Raw genomic sequence first — 25,262 nt, 5'->3', positions numbered from 1 at the left:
CAAAATAATGAAAATTGAAGGTGTGGTTGTAAATGAGAAGAAGCGATACGATTAAACTTGGAGTAGATAGAGCTCCTCACCGTAGTCTTTTATATGCGACAGGGAAAGTAAAAGCGAAAGATTTAGAGAAACCGTTTATTGGTGTATGTAATTCATATATTGATATTATTCCTGGGCATGTTCATTTACGAGAATTTGCAGATGTGGTTAAAGAAGCTATCATTGAAGCAGGTGGCATCCCCTTTGAATTTAATACGATCGGTGTTGATGATGGAATTGCCATGGGGCATATTGGTATGCGTTATTCCTTACCTAGCAGAGAGTTAATTGCTGATAGTGCGGAAACGGTAATTAATGCTCACTGGTTTGATGGCGTATTTTATATTCCAAACTGTGACAAGATCACTCCTGGTATGTTAATGGCAGCTGCACGTACAAATGTTCCTTCCGTCTTTGTTTCAGGTGGTCCGATGGAAGCAGGAACGAGTGCCAGCGGAAAACAACTTTCATTAACATCCGTTTTCGAAGGCGTAGGCGCCTTCAAGTCAGGAAAAATGACAGAAGAAGAGTTCAATGATATTGAAAATAATGCGTGTCCAACATGTGGGTCTTGCTCAGGTATGTTTACTGCTAATTCAATGAACTGCTTAATGGAAATGCTAGGTGTCGCTCTTCCTGGGAACGGATCGATTGTCGCTACAAGTGCGAAACGGAAAGAGTTAATCTATGAAGCTGCTAAACATTTAGTTCGGATGATTGAAGAAGATGTGAAACCACGTGACATTATTACGAAAGAAGCCATTGATGATGCCTTTGCTTTAGATATGGCGATGGGTGGTTCGACGAATACGGTGCTTCACACTTTAGCAATCGCAAATGAAGCTGGCATTGATTATAATCTAGAAGATATTAATAATATCGCTGCTCGTGTTCCATATTTAGCAAAAATTATGCCAGCATCAGATTATTCAATGGATGATATTAATAAAGCTGGGGGCATTAGTGCAATCATTAATGAATTAACGAAAATTCCAAATGCCATTCACCCAGAGAGAATAACGATTACCGGTAAAACAATGGGTGAGTTGGTAAGTGGACATGACATTACTAATGAACAGGTCATTCGTCCAAAAGATAATCCCTATAGCCCAGTTGGTGGACTTTCCATTTTATATGGAAATATCGCCCCTGAAGGTGCTGTCATCAAAGTCGGTGCAGTGGACCCAACTATTCAAGAATTCGAAGGAGAAGCGATTGTTTTTGAATCACAAGAAGAAGCACAACAAGCAATCGATAATGGAGCTGTAAGAGAAGGTCATGTTGTTGTCATCAGGTATGAGGGACCTAAAGGTGGGCCAGGAATGCCGGAAATGCTCGCGCCGACTTCAGCCATTATGGGTCGAGGGTTAGGCAGTTCAGTTGCTTTACTAACAGACGGCCGTTTTTCCGGAGCATCACGTGGGATTTCCATTGGTCATATTTCTCCAGAAGCTGCTGAGGGTGGGCCAATCGCACTTATTGAGAATGGGGATATCATTGTGATTGACTTACCTAACAGAACGATGAACGTAAAATTATCTGATGAAGAATTAGCTGAGCGAAAAAAATCATTACAACCATTTGAACCAAAGATTAAAAATGGCTGGTTAGGAAGGTACTCTAAACTGGTTACAAATGCATCAAAAGGTGGCGTAATGAGCATTTAATTTATAGTAAAGTAAGAAACTTCATTTGAGCTAATGAGGTTTCTTACTTATTATTTTTTAAGGCAATTACTACATTGATTTGGTTATGGGCGAACAAAGTAACTGGCAAGCCCAATATTCTGGAAATATTACAACATATCAGAGATTGGAGGGTGAGATTCCACAGAGTTATTTATTTCCGTATACTTTAATTTTGCTAAAAATCCCATCAGCACTCTCAAACTTGAGGGAATATGTTTTCTCTTTTTTAAAATATATATAACAATAAGTTTAAATGTTTGGGCTGGGCTGAATCTACACAAGAACATAAAAAATTTTTAAAAGTCTCATCTAAAAAGGGAGAACTCTTATTGTAAGGAGGACATATGGAAAAAGAGTATCTTGGTAAATGTAGTCGTTGTGGTGAAGGGATTTATTGTCATGGTGGATTTTTAGGTGGAGTTCTTGAAGAAGATGATAAAATGACTTGTTTTTCTTGCATTGAGGAAGAAAAAGTTGGCTATCATTCAAAAGAAAAAATAGATCAATAATGCCATATTAGGCTAGAAGTTCTTTCATTAACTAGAAACGGGAACAAGATTAGAAAACGAACGAAAAAACTCCGGACTTCCACACCAATGGAAATAAAAACCACGAGTCTCGGAAGCTAATTTTAACAATTAATGACTTTACATCATCGTACATTTGACGTTAGTCACCTCGTGATTTGATAAGAGGAAAACTCGAGAGTGACTGCTCTCTTTTTTCTTGTATAGAATTTTCTCGAACAGTCCACAATACTCCTTAATAGAAGGGAGTGAAGCAGTTTGACAAAAGTACCTAATAACGGCAGTAAGAACCAAAGTTCACCGCGAGGAAATCAAAGCGCAATAAGTGGTGATAATAGTAAGGGAAATAAACGAAATAAAGATCAAAAAAGCAAAACAGAATAGGATAATTTTTGGCTTGTTAGCTTTTGAAGTTAACAAGCTTAGTTTCACTCAATACGGACGTTTGATTGGCAGTCGGCATTTGGATGGTGAAAAGCTTAGAGTCAGCTAAATCTCGTAGTGTTGGTGCAAAAAGAAAATCCTACTAAATGACTCAATCCCAATACTGAGTCGGCATAGTTTAGAGTAATTAACTTACCATTTAGTATGATTGCCTCTCTTAATACATTGCATCCATTTGTTGAAGCTAAATATTTGTGCTCAGACGAAAATATAATTTAAGACATGGTTAGTAATTTATCTAATGAAATGCCATTGAGGAGTTGCTCCTCAATGGCATCTTTCTTATTCTCATTGGGCTTCCTTAGCTCTCACTACTATCAATTATCGCAGTTACTTCGATTTCTACAAGCATTTCTGGAACGGCGAGGGAGGAAACTTCTAGAAATGTGTGTGGTGGTCGTGGGGCGCCCTCTAGTTCCTCTCCTTGCACTTCAAAGTATGTATACATATTATTTCGATCAGTGACATACCCCGTCATTCGTACGACGTCGGCAAGTGTTGCCCCATGTGCGGCGAGTATGCTCTTAATCTTTCGAAATGCAATTTGCGTTTGTTTGCGGAAGTCGTTTTCTCCTAAGATTGTGACTGAATGAAGATCTGTAGCTTCTGGGTCTTCAGAAGAAACACCTGAGAGGAAAAGGAATTTTGTGCCATTGTTCTCAACAATAACAACATCACTGAACAAATCAAGTGCCCATCCCTTATTGTGATTAATGTTCTTCTTAATTACGTTCTTTTGGCTCATAATGATCTCTCCTTTTCAGTTTGGTAGATACGAAATATCTCTGTACCCACCACAAATATAAAATAAATATCAAAACCTGAGTAAATGAACATTCTGTGAATTTTTCTGATGTTGTTTAATAAATAATCGAATATAATATGAAGCCAATAGGTAATTGATTAGGAGTAGAACAAGGTAGCATAAATCCAGTAAGGGTTTACGCCACCTTTTCATTACTTATATCTGAAAACTGTCTATGTCGAAATATTCTTTGAAATGTGCATTGTTCAATAAGTGGTTTTATGGTAAAAATAAGGTAATGAAACTCATATACAGCTACATTACCTTAAGTGATACTTCATTAAAAAATGTAGGGAGCGGTGAGTTATGGAGAATAAACGTTTTGAAACAATATATACTCAAGGGAAAATAGAAACTTTTAAGATCATTCGGGATAATGAAACCGGAGTCATGTATATGTTCCATTATGCAGGTCCGACAAGTGGATTAACGGTCATGGTTGATCCAGATGGTAAACCTTTAGTAGATAAGGACTTTAAGAAATAGTGTGTAATTTATTATGTGAAAATTCAGTTCATTTTTGTAGATAAGTGTATGGTTGAACATGCGAATAAATGAAAAGGAATTTCAGTTGTTCCCCTTTGAAACTGTTAAAATTCGGTAGGATGGCTCCAATTTATCTGCTTTTATACGTGCGAGTTTTCACGCTATATATTGAATAGGAGAGTTCGTGTTGAAAGAAAATGATTTATATATAAGGAAAATGACTAAACATGACTATCAGTATATGAGTAAATGGTTAAGTACTAAAGAAGTGTTGACATTCTACGGAGATGTAAATGAACCTTTTTCTTTAGAAATGGTGAAACAGAAATATGGTCCTCGTATAGACGGCGAAATCAATGTCCCTTCATTTATCGTAGAACTCAAAGATCAACCGATTGGATTTATGCAGTATTATCCTGTAGATAATGAGTATTTTGGTTTTGAGGGCAATGAAATTATCTATGGAATCGATCAGTTTATCGGTGAACCAATGCTTTTCGGAAAAGGTATTGGGACGAGAATGGTGAAACTATTTGTGGCATACATTGCGCAAAGAACAGAAGCAAAAATGGTTATTTTAGATCCTGCGACAAACAATCATCGTGCTATTGCTTGTTATGAAAAAGTTGGCTTTACGAAAGTGAGAAAAATGAATAATGATAGTAATTGGTTAATGGCATATTCTTTGATGTGTAGTGAACAATGTAATAGTAAAAGAAATTAAAATTATGTTCGATTACTTTAAGCGATCATATTGACTAAGCTTCTTCATGTTGAAGGAAGCTTTTTTTATGAAAAATTATATCACTTTATGATATATCAAAAAAAGATACAATAAGGATGATGAAAATTGAAATCAAAAGGGCAGATAACCGATTCTATGTTTTATATAATGACGGCATTAACCCGTCCAAGGCATGGATATGCAATTATGTCTTTGATCGAAGAGACTACACAAGGAAGAATAGCCATTGGACCAGCCTCGATGTATACGATTATAAAGAAGCTCTTAAAATAAGAATGGATCTATTTGCAGGACGGATCAGACTCAAGAAGAAAAGTATATGGACTGACCCAACAAGGTAAATTGGCTTTAAAAGAGGAAGTGGATGTGAGAAAGCTAATGCTTCAATTAGCAGAAGAGGGATTAGGAGGAATAGAAAATGAGTAAAACAAAGTATATGATGTCAGGTGGATTGGCATTTGCAGAAAGTACCGATATGGAGAAACTGAGACAACAGTCTCTTAAAGGATGGCATGTTAAAAAGCTCAGTTTCATGGGATATACATTGGTGAAAGGTGAGAAAAAGAGTATATATAGCATAGATTACCGTACAGTAGAAGAAACTGAGGAAGGGGAATACTTAAGTTATTTTGAAGACGCAGGCTGGAAGCATGTTTTCTCAGAAGCAGGTATTCATTTATTTCGTGCCGCTCCTGGTACTGAACCAATTTATTCAGATAAAGAAACACTTGCCCAAAAACACGAGGAGTCTTTAAGTAACACGGCAAGATGGGTAGGAGCATTAGTGCTGTTTGCAATAAGTTCTTGGACGGGTACAATGCTTACAACAGGAATGATCGCAAATATATTAACGGTTGTAGCAGTAATATTAACGATTCTGGCAATACCAGCTGTTTGGACAGCGATGAAAATTCAATCAAATAAATGGAAAGTACAAGGGAAACAAAAAAGTGTATTTTTGATGAATACAATGATGATTTTAATTTTTGCTACATTGACAATTTTTCTGTTATATGTAAACGGACCAAATGATGCAATTAAAACGCTCGCTTATATGCTTATAGGAGCCACTTTACTACCAACACTTATCTGGTTTGTATTTTCTTTATACTATAAAGTTGCTGGGAGATAAGACTAAATTTTTCGTTAATTACAACTGAAAATCTCATCCATTTCTAAAGGAGAGTTATTTAGAAGAGGCACCCACCAGTTTATGTATTAATATTCATCTTTCAAGGTAGATTATTATGTAAAATAGGTTATTGAAAAGGTCAATACCTCTTCAATAGTATTTCTTAGATCACGAAAAAAAGGCATACATGGATGCCTTTTTTTTCGTGGTTAACTAAATAATCCAACCATAATCGCGGTTAAAATTGATGCCATTGTCGCTGCTAATAAAATCTTCAAACCTGATTTGGCAACAACAGCCGCTTTCTCACCATTAATAGCTTGAATCGAACCACTAATAATACCAATTGAACTAAAGTTAGCGAAAGAGATTAAGAATGTTGAAATAATCGCAACTGTTTTCTCTGAAAGATCTCCAATTAGTGGTTGGAATTGTAACATTGCAACAAATTCGTTTGTAGCAAGCTTTGTTCCCATAATTGAGCCAGCTGTAATAATTTCATTTGATGGTATACCCATCAACCAGGCAACAGGAGCAAATATATAACCTAGTATCGTTGTTAAATCCATACCGAATATTCCATCAAACATCGCATTAAGTAAAGCCATTAACGCAATGTAGGCAACGAGCATAGCTGCAACGATTAAAGCCACTTTACCGCCGTCAAGTGCACCATTTGAAATCGCTTCAAATAATGATTTAGACCCTGTCACATCTTTTACATCAATTTCTTCTTTTTCGTTGTTTTTAATTGGAGCGATCATTGTCGCGATAATTAAGCCTGAAAGCGAATTCAAAATCATTGCAATTAAAACGTATTGAGGAGGAACCATTGTCATGTAAGAGCCCATAATACTAGCTGATACACTCCCCATTGCTGATGTACTAATAATGAATAATTTGTTATCACTCATTTTTGCCAAATGAGATTTAATCGCCAATAATGCTTCACTTTGACCAAAGAAAATGGAGTTAATACTATTGAATGTAACTACTGTTGATAGACCAGTGATTTTTGCTAAAAACCCACCAATGTACTTAATAGCTAGAGGTAAAACTCTAATATAAGTAAGAATGGATAATAGCGCTGAAGTGAAAATAATGAGCATGAGTACATTCATAAAGAAGACTGTTTGTCCTTCTTGTACCAAGCCACCTAATACAAAATCAATACCTTCATAACCAAAATTTAAAACAGTTGTTACGCCGTTAGAAACCCATTCAACTAACTTTAAACCAATGGTTGTTTGGAACATGAATAAAGTAATGATAATCTGTAAGCCAACCATAATAGCAATCGCTTTATAGTTGATATTTTTCTTATCATTGGAAATGAGGTATGCTAAGCCGAGAACGAGAAAAAAGCCTAAAATCCCAATTAAAATATTTACCATGATGTCTCCCCTTAAAAATTTTACTCCAATAGTATTGATGATAAGGTAGTATGACATCTGATGTCAAATGAATATTAGAAAACTAGAGAAATTTAAATATTCAATGTTTTGTATAATAAACCTACTTATTAGTATCCATAAAGTAGGTAATTAAAAATATTGCATGCTATTCACTTACCTTTCCTTCATCATTTATTAAAATTCAAAGTACAAAAGGTGAGAGTATTCCACATAGAAAAATAACCATCAAAGAAAAATTGCTCATATAAAATGGTAATTTAACAAACATAATGGATGTAAACAGACCAGCTGACCTTAGTTTATTATCATCTAACTCTAAGAAGACTACAATGAAACTTAAAGAAAGAGTATCCTTAAAGAGATATAGCATGTTTAATGTCAATTATTTAATGATCTAACTAGCATAAAGCAATGAAAAATAAACCTTTGAATTAAAACCAACCCCCATAATTTGATATGCTTTTTTGCACGAACACCTAAATAACGAAGGCTATGAAGCAAGGAATAATTAAGCCCATTTTACTAAAATTAGACGTTTATCCTTGTCCACTTCGTCTGCTTGTACATATAGTATAGTAATCCTTCTGAAAATTGATTCACCTCAAACGGAGAAAAAGGCAGCTCGCCCAGGCTGCCTTTTTCATTTACAACGTTTAAAGTTCAGTATCTGGTATTTTCCTTATTATAAAGGAATAGTGTTTTCCAGAAAAATACACCTGGATATCAGACTGCAAATATGGCCAATCTTCCTCATTATAGGAAGATTGGCTTTTTTTATATCCATTCATAAATGCAACCTGCTTTTTATCAGTTACATAGTTAAAAAATCTAATGCAATAATCTTAACTCAATAAGATAGGCATATAAATTGCATGCTACATAATTGTTTTTATAACTATGTGGGAAGGTGAGATTTCGATGAAGAAAGAGCTTTGGGATAAAGAAATAAATAGGATGAAAAACAACCATTTTCGTGAACTAATAGGGGTAAGGTTGGAACAAATTGACGATGGAAAGGCGACGCTAATTCTTCCAATAAGCCAAAAGTTACTACAAGCGAATCAAGTTGTTCATGGAGGAGTAATATCAGTTCTAATTGATTCCGTTGTTGGGACAGCTGTTAGAACCATTCTCGCAGATCATTTTAATGCCATGACAGCTGAAATGAATATTAATTATTTTCGCCCTGTTTCTTCAGGTGTAATTAAAGCAGAAGGTAAGATTATTAATAAAGGAAGGACACTAGTAGTTGGCGTAGCAGATATATTGGATGAAGAAGGTAAGCTATTAGCAACAGGGAGAGCAACTTATGTGTTAAAAAGAAAGAAACATTAAACTTAATAATATTCATTAATTAATGTAAATATTGGTCAAAATTACAGCGCTAAAAATTGTATCTGTTTCATTTTAAAAACCAAATATACTATTTTGAAACACAATTATCATTTTTTATTTGAAATTCAATTGCGAATCTTAAGGTCCCCTATAATAAGAGCAGTTATCTGTATTATTTTATTATTAAAAATGGTTTTGGCATAGCACTTGCAATAAGATTAATTATTACTTCATGAAAGGAGTCTTATATGCAAAATGAATTAAAATCAATATTTGAGCCAGAAAGTATTGCCATTATTGGCTGTTCTCCTGACAAAAAGAAAATTGGTGGCAGACCGTTAGATTATTTAATGAAGTATGGATACTTAGGAAGTATTTATCCAGTTAACCCTAATTATGAAATAATTGAAGATATGAAATGTTACGAGACCATTTTGCATGTCCCAAGTGATATTGATCTAGCAATTATTGCTTTGCCACAAAAATTAGTTCTCCCCACATTTCTAGCATGTATCAAAAAGAGTGTGAAGTCTGTTGTGATTTTTAGTGCTGGTTTCTCGGAAATAGGAGAAGAGGGAAAAAAAGACCAAGAAAAAATTACTGCCCTTGCAAAAAAACATCATATCAGAGTATTAGGGCCGAATTGTTTAGGGTTATTTAATGTAAGTAAAAGAATGTATGCTACATTTTCCACAATTTTAGAAAACGAAGAACCATTACCAGAAGGGAAAATTGGTTTTGTAAGTCAAAGCGGAGCGTTTGGATCACATGTTTTCACTTTAGCAAGACAACATCAAATCGGTTTCAGTAAGTTTGTTGCAACTGGAAATGAAAGTGATATCGATGTGGCAGATTGTATCGAGTATTTAATACATGATGAAAAAACAAGTGTAATTGCCTGTTATCTTGAAGGAGCAAAAGATGGAAATAAATTAATCAATATGTTTAAGTTAGCTGCGCAAAAGAAAAAGCCAATCGTCTTACTAAAAGTAGGCAGGTCAGATGTAGGTATGCATGCTGCAATGTCACACACAGGTTCTATGGTCGGTTCTGATTCGGTATATGACACAATCTTTAAACAATACGGTGTGTATAGGGCAGAGACGATTGATGAGTTTATTGATGTAGCTAACGCATATGCGGAATTACCGAGGATGAAAGGGGATCGAGTAGCAATCTTTACAGTCTCTGGCGGCGTAGGGATTATGCTTTCCGACCAAGTAATAGAAAATGGGCTTACTTTACCCGAGACTCCTCAAGATGTTCAAAATCATTTAAAATCCATTATACCTATCGCTGGAGTGAAAAACCCCTTAGATACTACAGCACAAGTATCTTACATGCCGACATTGTTAGAAGATTTTATGAAAGCGGTCTTAAAGAGTAGGCAATATGATGCAGCAATCGTATTTTTAGGGTTTTCTGGATTGAAACCGGATTCATTGTCAACAAAGCTTACATCGCTGATTCATATTAAGCAACAATTTCCTGATATTCCTTGTGTGATAGTTACATTAAGTAATCCTGAAGCAAAAAAAATAATCCACGATTCGGGATTAGTATCAAATGAAGACCCAACTAGAGCTGTAAAGATTCTTTCAGCTATGAATGAATTAAGAAAGTCAAAAATACATCTAGAAAAAGCTTGTGCTAATGAGGAAATGGAGGTGCCACTTGTTCAAATCAATCAACTCATGTCAAATCACAGAAAAGCGTTAACGGAATTTCAAAGCAAAGAAATAGTTCGTAATTACAAGATTCCTATAACAGTAGAAAAATTAGCACTAACCCCAACTGAAGCGGTGGAATGGGCAAATTCAATAGGCTATCCCGTGGTATTAAAGGGGATGTCACCGCAAATATTACATAAAACGGAAAAGGGACTAGTGCAGTTAAATATTAACAATGATCAAGAAGTAAAAGATGTTTTCAATCAACTTAAAACTATTATTGTTAATGAAGAAGAGGCAGCATTTGATGGAGTGTTAATACAGGAAATGATAAAGGATCATTCCATAGAAATGTATGTGGGTGCAAAGAGAGACCCCATTTTCGGGCAAATGATACTTGTCGGTTTAGGCGGAATTTTTATAGAGGTTTTTAAAGATGTCTCTATGAGAAAAGCGCCGGTATCGCCAATGGTTGCAAAAGAAATGGTAGAGGAATTAAAAGCAAGTATGATTTTAAAGGGTTTTAGAGGAAAAACTCGGTACGATATTGACTCATTATGTAACCTCATCTCACAGTTTAGTTTTGTGATTAGCATGCAAGAAGAGCTTTTAGAGGAAGTTGACCTCAATCCTATTATGGTGTTTGAAGGGAGTAAAGGTGTAAAGGTTGCAGACGCATTGATGAAATTAAGTTAAATAAATAACAAAGGAGGAGTCAGTGTTCATGAATTTTACCGTACCAGAAGAAACTTTAGAAATTATAAACGGCTTAAAACAATTTATTGATAAAAGGGTAATCCCTTTAGAAGAAGAAAACGCTGAATTACTCTACAATGAAAGAAATTATTATCTAGAAAATGGCAGACGTCATCCAAAAGTTGAGAGATTAAGAAAAGAAGTAAGAATGGCTTCAGCAGAAGCAGGTTTTTATACAATGTTCGGGGACAAAGAATTAGGTGGTGAGGAACTTGGACCTATTACTGCTTTATTAACGCAAGAAGCGATTGCAAAAAGCTATCCTAATCGAAAACTAATTGACCCTGTGGTTATTCCCTCTCCTTTTACCAATGGAATTACACCAGTGTTGAGAGGGCTAAAACAAGAACTAAAAGATTATTATCTGGATGGGATAAGAAAAGGAGAAAAAACATTATGTTTTGGATTAACGGAACCAGATGCCGGTTCTGATGTTTGGGGGATCAAAACAAAAGCTGTTAAAGTGAACAATGAATGGGTAATAAATGGAACGAAGCAGTGGATAACGAATGCACCTTATGCGGATTACTGTATGTTATTTGCAGTGACAAATCCCGAATTACATGAGAAGAGAAAAGGTGGTATTACTTGTTTCTTTGTTGAAACAAATAGCGAAGGCTTCAATGTAGATTCAGTAATTCCGGTTATGGGGGAATTAGGAGGGGATGCTGGAATTATTAGCATCGATCAATTAAGAGTCCCAGAAGAAAATATTATTGGAGAACTAGATCAAGGGTTTACAAAGGCAATGCACGGGATTAATAATGGAAGGTTAGGGATGAGTGGTAAATGTATTGGATCTGCTCAATGGGCATTGAAACAGGCAATAGACTATGCGAATATGCGAAAAACGTTTGGAAAAACAATAGGAGAGCACCAAACTATACAAAATATGTTGGCGGAATCTGCCATGGATATCTATGCGGCTAGAAATATGGCTTTACATTGCGCATGGAAAATTGAAAACACGAAAAAGCAACCGGTCAAAGAGATCTCGATGGTAAAGGCTTACTGTACGGAAATGTTAGGGCGTGTATATGATAAAGTCATCCAGATTCATGGAGGAGTTGGCGTTTCAAATGAACTAAAACTTGAAGCAGGATACCGTTATGCCAGAATTCTTCGAATCCCTGATGGTACCTCAGAAATCCATAGACGAACAATAGCTAGAAGCCTATTAAGAGGTGACCTGAACTTTAATTAAACAGAAGGAGGAGCTGAAATGGGTAAGCTAAATAACAAGATCGCGCTCGTCACTGGAGGAGGATCGGGAATTGGCAGATCAATTGTCGAGCGTTTTGTTCAAGAAGGAGCTTATGTCATTGTTTTAGATATAGACGAACAATCTTTAAATGAAGCTTGTAATGAAATCAATCACCAGTTTCCAAGCTCCTGTCTTCCGAAGATTTGTGACGTCACATCAAGTAATGAAGTGAACAATGTCATCAAAGATTGTTGGAAAAAACTAGGTACAATCGATATTTTAGTAAATAATGCAGGTGGAGGTTGCATGGAACACCCCATTCACTTATTGGAATTAACAGAGGACATGTGGAATCGTGTATTTGATTTAAATACAAAAAGTATTTTTATAGTATCGCAATCGTTTATTAGGAATCATGTCGAAAAAGGGACACAAGGAACAATCGTCAATATGGCTTCACAAGCAGGAATCAACCCAAATGAGTCGATGAGGCCACATTATAGTGCGGCGAAGGCTGCTGTTATAGGTTTAACCAAGCATATGTCAAAAGAGTTTTCTCCATCAGGATTTAGGGTTAACGCAGTTGCTCCAGGCTATTGTATTAGTGGGGATAGAATGCAGGAAATATGGAAGAATCGAGATATTGAATCTACATTAAGAAATGTTCCAATCGGGAGAGCATCAGTACCTCATGAGCAAGCAGCTGCTGTAACATTCTTAAGCTCAGACGATTCATCTTATATTACAGGTGTAACATTGGATGTTAGTGGTGGTGGATTTTAATAAAAAGATAATAGTAATTCATTGGAGGTTTTTAAATGTCAGAATTATCAGTATTAATGGAAAAGAAAGGAAAAATCGCCTATATCATATTGAATCGTCCAGAAAAATTAAATGCCTTAAATAAGCAGCTGTTAACAGAGCTTGATCAAGCGCTAACCGAAATTGAACAAGATGATTCTATTAGTGTAGTTATCATAAAAGGAAGTGGGCGAGCATTTAGTGTAGGGTACGATGTCGGTAAATACAATCATTCCACTGTCACTGAAGACCGAGATAAATTAGAGGAATTTACGAAAAGATGGTTAAGAATATGGGCGTTTCCAAAACCAATCATTGCGCAAGTACATGGTTTTGCATTGGCAGGGGGTACACAGCTGTTAGCTTCATGTGACTTTGTTATCACAGCTGAGAATGCACAGTTTGGCTTTCCTTCACTGCCTCTTGGAGGAGGGTTTGTAGGAATTTATTGGGGATGGCATATTGGGCACCAACGAGCAAAATTACTAGATTTAACAGCTGGGAGTAGAATTACAGGTATCGAAGCGACAGAATATGGGTTTGCCGCCCGTTGCTTTAACGAAGCAGAGTTAGAAGAAAAAACATTAGAAATTGCTAAAGGAATTGCAAAAACACCTCTTGATATTTTGAAGTTAAAGAAGCAAGCACATAATCGAGTAATGGATATTCAAGGATTTAGAACAAGTGTGATGTTCGGACCAGAGCAAGATGCAATTATCCATACGACCGAAGGGATTCAATCGATTAGAGACAAAATAAATGAGTTGGGTCTCAAGTCAACCATTCAATGGTTTAATGAACAAGAAATTTAAAAGGAGGAATGAGACATATCGGGACGTTCAGAGGGAAAGTAGCAATTATCACAGGCGGTGCAGGGGGAATAGGCGAAGCAACGGTGAAGAAATTGTTGTTTGAGAAAGCAAAGATAGTTGTTTTTGATTTACTACAAGGAAAATGGCAGGACTATTCAGACGATGTATATGAAATGAAAGTAGATATAAGTAATAGAAGAGAAGTTGAAGATGCTGTAAATTGTGTTTTTAAAAAGTTTAATCGAATTGATATTTTAATCAATTGTGCTGGAATATTAAAAGATCATTTAATTGATGATATGTTGGATGATGAGTGGGATACAGTGATAGATGTTAATTTGAAAGGTTCCTTTAATTGTTGTAAAGCGGTTACACCATTCATGAAGAGACAGCAACAAGGAAAGATGATCTTAATTTCATCCGTTGCGGCTTTAGGTGCAAAAGGAAGAGTCAACTATGCTGCTGCAAAAGCAGGAATTCAAGGACTGACAAAATCTTTAGCTATTGAACTTGGTCCCCATGGCATACATGTTAATGCAGTTGCCCCTGGTTATATCGAAACACAGATGAGTAAAGTGTCTGAAGCCGATGCACATAAGAGAGGAATTGATAATTTCAATCAAATGAAGGAGGCGATTCTTAATCGTAATCCAATAAGAAGAATTGGCAAACCAGAAGATGTCGCAAATGTAATCGAATTTTTAGCCACAGAAAAATCTGATTATGTTACAGGGCAAATCATCTATGTATCTGGATCACCGAGTAATTAAAAGACTATTTATCTTATTCGAAGTCTAACTAAAAATGGGAAGAAAAATGAATAAACCCCATTTTTTATTATAGAACCAGTTTTGCTAAATGAATCAATTTGATCTTAGGAAGGAGGATTTATCAATGGAAGCTAACAGCAATACTAATAAAACAATTTCTAATGCTCAATTAAAAGAAATGGGTTATTGGGATTCGACTATGGAATATTTATCGACTATCGATTCTAGTTTTTATACCATATACAAAGACTTCTTGTTAACCCCTTATACGAATAATATATTTGATGCAAAAACAATTGAGCTCATTCATATCGCAATAAACGCTTCTCCGACAAACCTCTGCCAAAGTAAACTAGAAATGCATATTAAAAACGCAATTATTCACGGGGCAACAATAGAGGAAATCTTCGAAGTTCTTAAACTAGTTAGTGTTCTAGGCATGCATACTTGTGCAGTAGGAATCCCGATTTTAGAAGATGAATACAATGCGTACTCGAACCATTCTATGTCAGTATGTTTGAATGAAAAGCAAACAGAGCAAAAAAATCAGTTTATAAAGAAAATGGGCTATTGGAACCGTTTTCGTGACATACTTCTAGTAAATGATGGTCAATTTTTTGAAAGTTATCTTAAATATTTAACAAACCCTTGGGAAAAAGACATAATAAGTGAAAAACTAAAAGAATTTATCTATATTGCTATCGATAGCTCCACTACACACTTATTTGAGAAAGGGTTGCGGATTCATATTAGAAATGCATTGAAGTATGGAGCTACATTTGAAGAGATAATGGAAATTTTTAAAATAGTCAGTACACAAGGAAGTAGTACTTTTCATATAAGCTTGCCTATTTTAGAAGAAGCGATTTCAGAAATATAATTATCAAACTTGATAGTTAAAGTAAGTCAGTTATTGGACTTAAGGAATGCTAACGACACAATAAATAACCTTTATTTAAATTTTTGTAATATTCAGTTAAGATTTTGTTTTTATGCCTGTAAATTAAAGAAATGGAGTGTTGGATAATGCCTATTTTAGGAAAAGATATGACATTTGGACTTTTCTTCTTGAATTCGGTTGCTCCTTGGAAAACTGATGCGGAAGAGTTACGTGATGGTTTAGAACAGATAAAGATTGCTGATCAATTGGGCTTTCATTCCGCATGGATTGCTGAACATAATGCTCGTGCTTATGGTGTTGTTAGTTCTACGTCTGTTTATTTGGCAGCCGCAGCCGCACAAACGAATACGATTATGCTAGGCTCTGCCGTTTCTAGATTACCTCTTCATCATCCATTACAATTGGCTGAAGATATGGCTTTAGTAGATATCATTAGTAATGGAAGATTGTATTTAGGCGTGGGTAAAGGATACGATGCATTAGAATATGAAGCATACAATATTGACTTTGATCAACGCCATGAAAAATACTTAGAATCATTAGATATTCTTACAACTGCATTGAAAAACGATAAGGTTACTTATTCAGGAAAATTCTATGATATCAAAGACATTCCTGTTTATCCGAGACCTGTGCATCGTTCAGGACCGCCGATATTTGTAATGGTTTCTGGTAATGATTCTTCAATCATTAATGCAGCCAAACAGGGGCATTCATTTGTTCTAGGAGGAATAACCAATGAAGATACGAATCACAAAATCGAATTGTATAAAAAGTCTGCACTTGCATCCGGATTATCATCTGAATATGTAGAAGATGCTGTTGCTAGATCAGGAAAGTTACTTTTCTGCTATGTTGCAGAAACGACTGAAGAAGCACAAGCGGAATATAGAGAAGGGCTTGAATGGTATATGAATGAAAGAGATAATCGACCGACGTTTGGTGTGATCGATAGAGAAAGAAATATAGATTACCAACGATTTTTACAATCGGAAAATACATTAGTTGGGTCACCAGAAAAAGTAATACAGGATATACAAGAATACAAGAGAATTACAGGATTAAATAATATTATTCTTTGGATGAATATTGGTGGTCAACCACAACAGAAAGTGTTAAAGTCTATGAAATTGTTTGCTGAAAAAGTGATGCCGTATTTTTCGAAGACGGAAAATTTCATTCGATAATACTTCATAATGAAAACGTTTACTAAAAAGGGGGGTACTTTTATGAGGTACAAGGCAGTAATAATCACGCTGATTATTTCACTCTTATTTATATCAGCCTGTTCTTCTCAAAAAACAGCTTCTGGGGAAAAAATATATGAATTAAACTTAAATGTTTCAGCCGGACCTGTACATCCTTTTACCAAACAAGTAGCAGAGCCATGGGCAAAAATGGTTGAAGAAGAAACGAATGGAATTGTTCAAGTTAACATTTTTCCAAGTGCTGCTTTAGGAGAGCTTTCTTCTGCCTATGAGGATATAAAATCGGGCCTTTATGAAGCTGGCATTGTATCACCTGGTAGACATATAGATACAGATCTTTTCCCGTTAACTATTGGTGATTTGCCTTTTCTAATTGATGACCCCGCAATCGCAGAATCCGTACTTACACAATTCAAAGATAAATATATGAAAGATACTTTTAAAGAAGGACAATTTATGTCTATTTCTTCTACTGACGCTTATCAATTATATAGTACACAACCAATTCGTACGATGGAGGATATGAAGAAACTGAAGATAGCCGATTCGGTTCTTGAAAGAATCGAATTATTCAAAGAGTTAGGAGCTATACCAGTATCTTTAAATAATACTGAATTATATGAATCTGTTGAAAAAGGTATAGTGGACTCCGTTGCCTACACTGCAGTCGGTGCCAATGGATTCAAATTAGAAGAAGTGAGCCCTTATATGACGAAATTGGATATTGGTGTGGCAACACAAATGTTAATGATGAATAATGATTTTTTAGAGAGCTTACCTGAAGAGATAAAAGAGATGTTTTATAAGAAATTTGGTCCGGCATACGCCAGCTTGATTACAGACCTTTATACACAAAGTGCAGAAGAGGCGATAGATATTTTTGAAGTTAATGTAAAAGGAGATGGAGGCGAAGTTATTGTTCCTACTGAAGAAGAACTAGCTACGTTTAGAGAACCTGCAAAAATCGTGATGGATGAGTGGATAGAAATTGCGAATAAGAGAGGATATCCTGGCGAAGAAATGATGGCGTATTTTACAAGTCTACTTGAAGAAGAAGGGATTATCATTCCAGAATAATGAAAAGGGGCTACTAAGTGAGCCCCGATAAATTTTAATAGTAATGATCATTTGTGATTGGAGGGTTAAAGATGTGGGCGAAAATAATTTCCAAATGTACTCAAATCAATAAATGGTTGGCATTCCTCTCATTGATAGTCATGATGATAATTGTTGCCTTTTCAGCTATATCAAGAGGTTTAGGCAGTCCGATTGTCGGAGATGTGGAGCTTGTCCAATTAACAATGGTTACATTGATCGTCGGTGCCCTTTCGTATACTGAAAATCAAAGAGCTCATATTTCGGTAGGGATCCTAGCAGATCATTTCCCAATCAAAGTTCAGTATGTGATTGATTTAATTTCTTCTATATTAATTACGATTTTTGCTTTTTTAGTTGCTTATGTTTTTGTCATCAAATTTGATCTCGCCGAAGCCTCTATCATTCTCAGGATACCTTTTTTCTACTTTAAAGCCCTATTAATATTTGGTTTCATCGGCTGGGGATTTGAATCAATCAAGCAAATAGTTGGTAACTTTAGGTTGCTCACACAAGGAAAGTAGGGAGGGGATTCGTTTGGATGTAACTGCTATAGGTGTGATTGTTTTAGTTTTTGTGTTTATTTTAATGTTTTTAAGAATTCCGATTGTAGTAGCAATGGCGGTACCTGCCTGTATAGGTATTTTATTCTTAAAAAGTGAAAATGCACTGTTTACTGCTATTGAAAGCATCATTTGGCACCATAGTTATAGCTATACATTGAGTACAATTCCTCTATTTGTATTAATGGGACAATTTTTATATGTTGCTGGATTTAGTGACGAATTATACACCGCATTCAAGAATTGGTTTGGAAAGCTTAAAGGCGGATTAGGTATAGCAACTATTGGGGCTTCGGCTATGTTTGCCGCTTCTTCAGGTTCTAGTTTAGCTACAACAGGTACAATTGGGGTAGTCGCATCAAAAGAAATGCTCAAAGCGGGCTATTCTAAAAGCTTAACTGGTGGATCTATTGTAGCAGGAGGAACATTAGGAATACTTATTCCTCCAAGTACCATGTTCATTCTTTATGGCATGATGACAGAGCAATCTATAGGTAAGTTACTTATGGCTGGCATTGTACCTGGGATTCTATTAACCCTTTTTTTTATGTTAACGATATGGATTAGTATATTGATAAAGCCTAGTTTAGTGTCTGGTACTTATGAGAACAATGTACCTTGGAGTGAAAAAGTTAAATCTTTAAAAACGAATGTATGGATTATTTTACTATTTATATTGGTTATGGGTGGAATATATATCGGATTTTTCACCGCTACAGAAGCAGCTGGTTTTGGTGCATTAGGGGCTTTTCTTGTAGCCTTATTAAGAAAAAAACTGACATTTGCCAGATTTCGTGAAGCGATTTTTAGTACAGTAAAAACGACTGGTTTTATTTTCGCTATTGTGATGGGGGCATTTCTCTTAAACTTTATTTTGACGATTACGAGAGTACCGAATCTATTAGCCGACTTTTTATTTAGTAAAGAATTATCACCAACAATGATTTTTTTACTCATTGTGCTTATGTATTTAATTTTAGGAGCCATTATGGATACAATGGCAATGATTGTCGTCACTATCCCGATCATCATGCCAATTATTCAAGCGCTTGAATTTGATTTGATTTGGTTTGGCGTCATTATTGTACTTCTCGTAGAGATGGCCTTAATTTCACCACCAGTTGGGATGAATTGTTTTGTGTTGAAGGGCGTCGTGGACGACCTTGACCTTCAATCCATTTTTAAAGGTGCGCTATTGTTCATGATTCCAATTCTATCATTAATCATATTGTTATATATTTTTCCTGAAATCGCTCTGTTTCTACCGAATTATGTAAGGTGATTTAATTTCCCCAAACATTAGATACAACTTGTTTCCAACAAGGGAGAAAGTTAAAAATGAAAACGTTTACTATAAAACGCCTCTCCCTTCTTTTATATTCAAATTTATAAATTTGTGAAATAATTTAAAAAAATGAATGGAGGTTGAATATGAAAGTAATTAATTCGGTTACGGGGCCAATTGAAATCAACAAGCTAGGTAAAACACTTATACATGAACATTTAAGAACAAGAGCAGAAGAAGTCGCTGTTCAATTCCCCCATTTATACAATCATGATGAAGAATATCAATTTGCTTTAGAACAAGTGCTTGGTGTTAAGAAACAAGGGGTTCAGACTATTTTTGACCCGAGTGTAATGGGACTAGATCGTGACGTCAGATTTATGCAAAGGGTTTCTATGGCATCAGGGGTAAATATCATTGCTGCTACAGGTATCTTTACATTTCATTATTTACCGACACGCTTTATGTTTAATAATACCGACTTTATGGTAGAGCAATTTGTACGGGACATTGAAATTGGGGTTCAAAATAGTGAGATTAAAGCTGGCTTTTTAAAATGTGCAACAGATATCCCAGGGCTTACTCCTCAAGTCGAAAAAGTTTTAAGGGCAGTTGCTCGAGCACACCTGCGTACAGGAGTTCCTATTATGACTCATTCAGTACCCTCCAAAGAAAATGGACTAAATCAAATTGAAATTTTTGAAGAGGAAGGAGTTCAATTGAATAAAGTCCTAATTGGCCATTGTGGGGACACCGATAATCTCGATTATCTTGAAAGATTGTTAGATAAAGGGGTTTATATCGGGATGGACCGCTACGGTCTTACTTCTACATTATCAACAGAGAGACGAAATGCAACAGTAATCGCTCTTGTTCAAAAAGGATATACTAATAGAATGTTTTTATCACAAGATTATTGTTGTACGACAGATAGATATAAACCTGAGAGTTTAAAAAAGGAAGTATACCCAGATTGGTCAATGACTTTTTTATTAGATAAAGTTGTTCCTATGTTGTTAGCCAATGGATTGAGTGAAGAACAAATCAATATTATGCTCTATGAAAATGTGAAAACATGGTTAAATTGATAGAAAATCAACATACCCACATGTTTTAATAAATATTCTTATATAAGGGGGGATGAGGATGAAGTTATTTGTAACCGGTTTTTCACCATTGGATGTATTTGTCGAAGAAGAAATCTCAATAAGAAAACGAAATTTCCAAGAATTAGTAGTGCAAAAATTAGAAGCAAAAGATATTTTAAAAAATCCTACCTATATACAAAATGATGATGTATTAATTTGTGGTGCTACTATATATGAAGAGTTTAAGCGGCGTCAGGTTAGAGGACATTTAATACCATTCCGTGTACAAACAAATGAATTTCTAAAAGCACTAAATCAAGCCGTAAGACTTGGAAATGAAATCAATATTATTAATTATAAAGAAAAATTTTTTAAGGAAGATTTATCGGATTTAGAAAATTTGCTAAATATAAAGATTAACCAATACTCTTATCCGAATGTAGAATCAATTGATGATTTAATAGATGAACTTGTTGCGAAAAAACAAAAAAGTGTTATTGGTTCTGGTTTAATTGTTTCTAAAGCTATAAAAAAAGGATTAAGTGGGTTCATTTGGTATGGAAGAGAAAGTGTAAAACAGGCAATCGATATTGCATTTAATGTATTAACTGGAAGGTTTGAAGAGCAAAGTAACTTAAAACGTCAAGAGTATATATTAGAACATTTTAATGAAGGAGTCATCAGTTTAAACGTAACAAACAGAATCCTCCAAATCAATCAAAAAGCAATTGAATTGTTATCTCTACAAAAATATCGGGATTTAAAGGGGATTTCTATTAATGAAATTGGTGAGTTTGGTTTTATTTCTAAAAGTTCAAAACAAAACGTTCCTTTAAAGGGGAAATTATTTGATTATAAAAATAAAACTTTATTTTTAAACTCATTCCCAATCTATGTTAAAGATATTTTTGATGGAACGGTTATCATTATATCGGATACCGACGAGATCCAAAAGCACGAAAAGAGTATAAGAAAAAAGTTATATGACCAATCCAATCGAGCAATTTACGATTTTCATGACATTGTCGGTAAAAGCACGCCGATTCAAAAGACAAAATTAAAAGCCAAAAAGTTTGCGAAAACCGATGCAAATGTTTTAATCATTGGAGAATCAGGCACTGGGAAAGAGCTATTTGCACAAAGTATACATAATGACAGCTCTCGCGCATCTGAACCTTTTATTGCTATCAATTGTGCAGCTATTCCAGAAAACTTAATTGAATCAGAGTTTTTCGGATATACAGAAGGTGCTTTTACAGGCGCAAAAAGGGGTGGAAAAGCAGGATTATTCGAACTTGCTCATAAAGGTACTGTATTTTTAGATGAATTAGGTGAAATCTCATTAAGCATGCAGTCAAAATTATTAAGAATTCTTCAAGAGAAAGTAGTTAGACGAGTGGGAAGTGCATCGATTATACCAATAGATGTTAGAATTATTGCGGCAACAAATGTAAACCTTCTGGATAAAGTAAAAGAAGGTGATTTTCGCTTAGACCTATTTTATCGTATAAGTGTATTAAACCTTATTTTACCTACATTAAATCAGCGCAAAGAAGATTTGGAAGATTTGGTATTATCTTATACATTTAAGAGATATCCTCATTTTTTTAATACTATAAATGAGCACATCCATGAAATGACAGAAATATTAGCTGAGTACAAATGGCAGGGGAATATTAGGGAATTGGAAAATAATCTCGAACGATTATTTGCCTACTTAGAATCACCAATAAAAGTGACTAGAAAAGAGTTGATTACTAATTTAATTGAAACATTAGAGGATAATGACTTTTCGCAATTAAATTCTGAAATTTATGCAGAAAATACATCATCTCAGGATCTGATAAAAAAGGCAGAGATGAATACAATTAAAGATGTTCTAAATAAAACAAACGGGAACAAAAGTGAAGCGGCGAAATTATTAGGAATTAGTAGAAGTACATTATGGAGGAAGTTAAATGAAGAAGAATTAATTTAAATATAATCATCCCCAATCTAAACACTCTTCAATGTTGCAAAAATCATCGTTTAGGTTCAAATTTGATACATATTAAATATGCTGTTTCATCTAATCACTAGGTTTTTGATTGGCATAGATATTGCATCTTTAATCTTATATTACCAATGATAAAAAAGGAGAGATTAAGCATGCGATTATTAGGTATTTCTGGAACAATAACAGGCTCGAAAACTTTAGTCGTAGTAAATAAAGTGTTAGATGAGATTCAAACCATTCATCCTGAAATTGAGGTAGAGTTACTAGACTTAAAGAATTTTGACATTCAATTTTGTGATGGAAGACATCCTTCTGAATACAATGATGATACAAAGCAACTTATTGAAACCATTTCTTCAGCTGACTTTTATGTTATCGGATCACCTATTTTTCAAGGATCGATAACAGGAGTACTTAAAAATTTGTTTGATTTAGTTCCTCCCGATGTATTTCGCAATAAAGTAATGGGATTTATTGCGACAGGAGGAACTTATCAGCATTATCTTGTAATAGAAAATCAATTAAAACCAATTGCAGGCTATTTTCGTGCATATGTAGCTCCAAGCTATGTGTATGCCCATATTGATCATTTCAATCATAAGAACGAATTGTTTGATAAAGATGTTTTATCAAGAGTGAAAAACTTAGCCAATGAATTGGTTTATATGAATCAAGCATTATACAAAGTTCCTTTTATTAAATAGTGGAGAGACTCATTAATTGCATGTGACCATAAATCCACCTGGGTATATCTGACTGTCCACAACGCTAAATAGGTGAACAGCCAAACGTTAACAAAAGCCATTGTATAAAATACAAAACAAAAATTTATGAATTTTTATTGAAATATAGATACTTTTTGTAAATGTTTAAATGAATCATCTTGATTAATCCTTTCCAAATAAATATTGGTTGTAGATATATCTGCATGGCCAGCCCAATCTTTGACAACGGCAAGCGGCACATCGTTTTCTAGTAACATCGTAACAAATGTATGCCTGAACCAATGGGGAGAGACATTTGATTGTTTTCCTGCTAAGGCAACTGCTTCCTTAACAATTTTATACAAGGCAGGATAAGATAATCTCTTTGGGTCTGTCTCAATATCATTCTTGTTGTATATGGAGAAGAAGAGAGGTGCAGTATCATTTGTATTCCATTCTGTGGGAGCAGAGATACTTTCTCTATAAGTGAATAGAACTGCTTTTACTTCTTCACGAATCGGTATGGAACGGTTTTTTTTCCCTTTTCCTATGACGTCTGCATAAAGAGCTCCGCGACGGTTGATACGAAAACTTCCCCAGTTTAAACTTAATAACTCACTAGCGCGCATGCCAGTTGTATAAAGTAAATAACCGATTAATAAATTGCGAGTTTGCAGTGCTTCACGATTTTTATTCGTTTTTACAATTTTAGGGAAGCAGGATATCAGATGTTCAGCATCATTGGGAGTTAACTCTCTTACCTGACTCCCATCTTGTTTTGTAATATGCCCCTTTTTACTAGATGGTTTTGAAACCCATGTAGATAAATGCGCAGCGTAAAATTGCGTCTCGTATCCAAAATCTAAAATTCGACGAAAGAATTCCAGTTTTCTAATTGCGGATTTCGGGGCGTATTTTTCATTAATATAATGATTATATGCTTTCACTTCAAGAAAACCGATCTCTTTAAACTTCAGCTGATGTTCATTCATAAATATTAACAATGTTTTAGCATCAGTCCGATAAGCTTTCAAAGTATGGGGAGATAACTCTTTATTACTTGTAAAAACCTTTACGACAAAAAACATTTCAAGTAATTCTTGATCACTGGCATTTTTCAAGTTGAGATTTCGATTTGAATCTAAGAAGTTACTATCCTTTAATCGATTTCGTAATTGAAGTAAATAATCTTCATTTGAAAGTGTATGTAATAAAACTAATTCATCCATAAGAAGGACTCCTTTTTAATTAACAATAATATTATTATGTATAGTAAAGATAATGCGTAATTATCTTTACTTATATATTATCATACGAATCTATAAAAATAAAATAATACTTTTCCATTAATTAGGATGCTTGAGAATCGCTCTCTGACGAAATTATCTTTTTTTATGTAGGTAATTGTTCATTCGCTTTCAGTGGAAAATTATTGCAATATAGAAGTATCTTTGAGATTAATCAAAAAATTTAGATTTTTATATTGACTTTTATTGATAGTATGTTAGGATTTATCTTATCCAATATTTTCTTATCCAGAGAGGTGGAGGGACTGGCCCGATGAAACCCGGCAACCTGCTTACTGCAAGGTGCTAATTCCAGCAAAATGTTGATTCATTTTGAAAGATAAGGTGTCATGAATCGTTATCTCACACCTTTTCTTATTGAAAAGGTGTTTTTTGTATAAGAGGTGATTCTTTAAAAATAATAGTCATTCGCTGATTAGACAACTAAAGGCGGACATTTTCCTTCAATGGGGAGATGCCGTCTTTTTTTATCGGAAAAGGAGGGAT

At 34.8% G+C, this 25,262-nt stretch carries 22 protein-coding genes, 1 pseudogene and 1 riboswitch; of the genes and pseudogenes, 20 read left to right on the top strand and 3 right to left on the bottom strand.

The window, feature by feature from the left end:
* The first annotated feature begins 32 nt into the window (after nucleotides 1-32).
* Complete coding sequence (ilvD, locus tag MHH73_RS11265; protein ID WP_191811511.1) at nucleotides 33-1,706, top strand: dihydroxy-acid dehydratase; 1,674 nt, start codon at nucleotides 33-35, stop codon at nucleotides 1,704-1,706.
* 365 nt (nucleotides 1,707-2,071) lie between these two features.
* A complete protein-coding gene (locus MHH73_RS11260; RefSeq protein ID WP_341066826.1) occupies nucleotides 2,072-2,236 on the top strand; it encodes a hypothetical protein in 165 nt (54 codons plus the stop codon).
* Between the two features lie 763 nt (nucleotides 2,237-2,999).
* Here MHH73_RS11260 and MHH73_RS11255 read toward each other — a convergent pair.
* Entirely contained in the window at nucleotides 3,000-3,443 is a 444-nt protein-coding gene (locus tag MHH73_RS11255) for a RidA family protein (protein ID WP_341066824.1), read from the bottom strand.
* A 366-nt stretch (nucleotides 3,444-3,809) separates the two neighbouring features.
* On the opposite strand from MHH73_RS11255, the gene MHH73_RS11250 reads away from it, so the two are divergent.
* The 4 genes and pseudogenes from MHH73_RS11250 to MHH73_RS11235 all read left to right on the top strand — a co-directional run bounded on the left by MHH73_RS11250 (nucleotide 3,810) and on the right by MHH73_RS11235 (nucleotide 5,866).
* Nucleotides 3,810-3,989: a DUF6440 family protein gene (locus tag MHH73_RS11250; protein WP_341066823.1), complete on the top strand. Its 180-nt coding sequence runs from the start codon at nucleotides 3,810-3,812 to the stop codon at nucleotides 3,987-3,989.
* A gap of 187 nt (nucleotides 3,990-4,176) precedes the next feature.
* Nucleotides 4,177-4,713: a GNAT family N-acetyltransferase gene (locus MHH73_RS11245; protein WP_341066820.1), complete on the top strand. Its 537-nt coding sequence runs from the start codon at nucleotides 4,177-4,179 to the stop codon at nucleotides 4,711-4,713.
* 156 nt (nucleotides 4,714-4,869) lie between these two features.
* A pseudogene (locus tag MHH73_RS11240) lies at nucleotides 4,870-5,160 on the top strand (PadR family transcriptional regulator).
* Nucleotides 5,153-5,866: a DUF2812 domain-containing protein gene (locus tag MHH73_RS11235; RefSeq protein ID WP_341066819.1), complete on the top strand. Its 714-nt coding sequence runs from the start codon at nucleotides 5,153-5,155 to the stop codon at nucleotides 5,864-5,866. Before MHH73_RS11240 ends, MHH73_RS11235 begins: the two are co-directional and overlap by 8 nt.
* 209 nt (nucleotides 5,867-6,075) lie before the next feature.
* On the opposite strand, the gene MHH73_RS11230 is transcribed toward MHH73_RS11235, so the two are convergent.
* Complete coding sequence (locus MHH73_RS11230; RefSeq protein WP_191811523.1) at nucleotides 6,076-7,260, bottom strand: NupC/NupG family nucleoside CNT transporter; 1,185 nt, start codon at nucleotides 7,258-7,260, stop codon at nucleotides 6,076-6,078.
* Nucleotides 7,261-8,199: 939 nt separating this feature from the next.
* Between MHH73_RS11230 and MHH73_RS11225 the strand changes: the two genes are divergently transcribed.
* From MHH73_RS11225 to MHH73_RS11160, 14 genes are all read left to right on the top strand, one after another.
* Nucleotides 8,200-8,616 (top strand): PaaI family thioesterase, encoded by a 417-nt coding sequence (locus MHH73_RS11225; protein WP_191811526.1) that lies wholly within the window; start codon nucleotides 8,200-8,202, stop codon nucleotides 8,614-8,616.
* Nucleotides 8,617-8,864: 248 nt separating this feature from the next.
* Complete coding sequence (locus MHH73_RS11220) at nucleotides 8,865-10,982, top strand: acetate--CoA ligase family protein (RefSeq protein ID WP_191811528.1); 2,118 nt, start codon at nucleotides 8,865-8,867, stop codon at nucleotides 10,980-10,982.
* 28 nt (nucleotides 10,983-11,010) lie between these two features.
* The gene (locus MHH73_RS11215; RefSeq protein ID WP_191811530.1) at nucleotides 11,011-12,246 is read left to right on the top strand and encodes an acyl-CoA dehydrogenase family protein; all 1,236 of its coding nucleotides are present in this window, start codon (nucleotides 11,011-11,013) and stop codon (nucleotides 12,244-12,246) included.
* Between the two features lie 18 nt (nucleotides 12,247-12,264).
* Nucleotides 12,265-13,029: an SDR family NAD(P)-dependent oxidoreductase gene (locus tag MHH73_RS11210; protein WP_191811532.1), complete on the top strand. Its 765-nt coding sequence runs from the start codon at nucleotides 12,265-12,267 to the stop codon at nucleotides 13,027-13,029.
* 35 nt (nucleotides 13,030-13,064) lie between these two features.
* A complete protein-coding gene (locus MHH73_RS11205) occupies nucleotides 13,065-13,859 on the top strand; it encodes an enoyl-CoA hydratase-related protein (protein WP_191811534.1) in 795 nt (264 codons plus the stop codon).
* A gap of 8 nt (nucleotides 13,860-13,867) precedes the next feature.
* Entirely contained in the window at nucleotides 13,868-14,629 is a 762-nt protein-coding gene (locus tag MHH73_RS11200) for an SDR family NAD(P)-dependent oxidoreductase (protein ID WP_191811536.1), read from the top strand.
* Between the two features lie 124 nt (nucleotides 14,630-14,753).
* On the top strand, nucleotides 14,754-15,509 hold the full coding sequence (locus MHH73_RS11195) for a carboxymuconolactone decarboxylase family protein (RefSeq protein WP_191811538.1): 756 nt from the start codon (nucleotides 14,754-14,756) through the stop codon (nucleotides 15,507-15,509).
* Between the two features lie 146 nt (nucleotides 15,510-15,655).
* Entirely contained in the window at nucleotides 15,656-16,717 is a 1,062-nt protein-coding gene (locus MHH73_RS11190) for an LLM class flavin-dependent oxidoreductase (RefSeq protein WP_191811540.1), read from the top strand.
* A gap of 42 nt (nucleotides 16,718-16,759) precedes the next feature.
* A complete protein-coding gene (locus MHH73_RS11185) occupies nucleotides 16,760-17,815 on the top strand; it encodes a TRAP transporter substrate-binding protein (protein WP_191811542.1) in 1,056 nt (351 codons plus the stop codon).
* Between the two features lie 71 nt (nucleotides 17,816-17,886).
* Nucleotides 17,887-18,357 carry a TRAP transporter small permease gene (locus MHH73_RS11180; protein WP_191811544.1) on the top strand — a complete coding sequence of 157 codons (471 nt, stop codon included), beginning with the start codon at nucleotides 17,887-17,889 and terminating at the stop codon, nucleotides 18,355-18,357.
* Between the two features lie 13 nt (nucleotides 18,358-18,370).
* A complete protein-coding gene (locus tag MHH73_RS11175; protein WP_191811546.1) occupies nucleotides 18,371-19,678 on the top strand; it encodes a TRAP transporter large permease in 1,308 nt (435 codons plus the stop codon).
* Nucleotides 19,679-19,827: 149 nt separating this feature from the next.
* Nucleotides 19,828-20,769: a phosphotriesterase family protein gene (locus tag MHH73_RS11170; protein ID WP_191811549.1), complete on the top strand. Its 942-nt coding sequence runs from the start codon at nucleotides 19,828-19,830 to the stop codon at nucleotides 20,767-20,769.
* A gap of 58 nt (nucleotides 20,770-20,827) precedes the next feature.
* A complete protein-coding gene (locus tag MHH73_RS11165) occupies nucleotides 20,828-22,747 on the top strand; it encodes a sigma 54-interacting transcriptional regulator (RefSeq protein WP_191811551.1) in 1,920 nt (639 codons plus the stop codon).
* Nucleotides 22,748-22,917: 170 nt separating this feature from the next.
* The gene (locus tag MHH73_RS11160; RefSeq protein WP_191811553.1) at nucleotides 22,918-23,469 is read left to right on the top strand and encodes an NADPH-dependent FMN reductase; all 552 of its coding nucleotides are present in this window, start codon (nucleotides 22,918-22,920) and stop codon (nucleotides 23,467-23,469) included.
* Between the two features lie 134 nt (nucleotides 23,470-23,603).
* Here MHH73_RS11160 and MHH73_RS11155 read toward each other — a convergent pair whose 3' ends face one another.
* Entirely contained in the window at nucleotides 23,604-24,698 is a 1,095-nt protein-coding gene (locus MHH73_RS11155) for a tyrosine-type recombinase/integrase (RefSeq protein ID WP_341066809.1), read from the bottom strand.
* A gap of 299 nt (nucleotides 24,699-24,997) precedes the next feature.
* A riboswitch (SAM riboswitch) is annotated at nucleotides 24,998-25,102 on the top strand.
* The last annotated feature ends 160 nt before the right edge of the window (nucleotides 25,103-25,262 follow it).

The organism is Cytobacillus sp. FSL K6-0265, from assembly GCF_038003465.1.
GTDB classification, from domain to species: Bacteria; Bacillota; Bacilli; order Bacillales; family Cytobacillaceae; genus Cytobacillus; species Cytobacillus stercorigallinarum.
The sequence above is the reverse complement of the archived record's forward strand: the minus strand, read 5'-3'. Positions and strand labels throughout refer to the sequence as shown.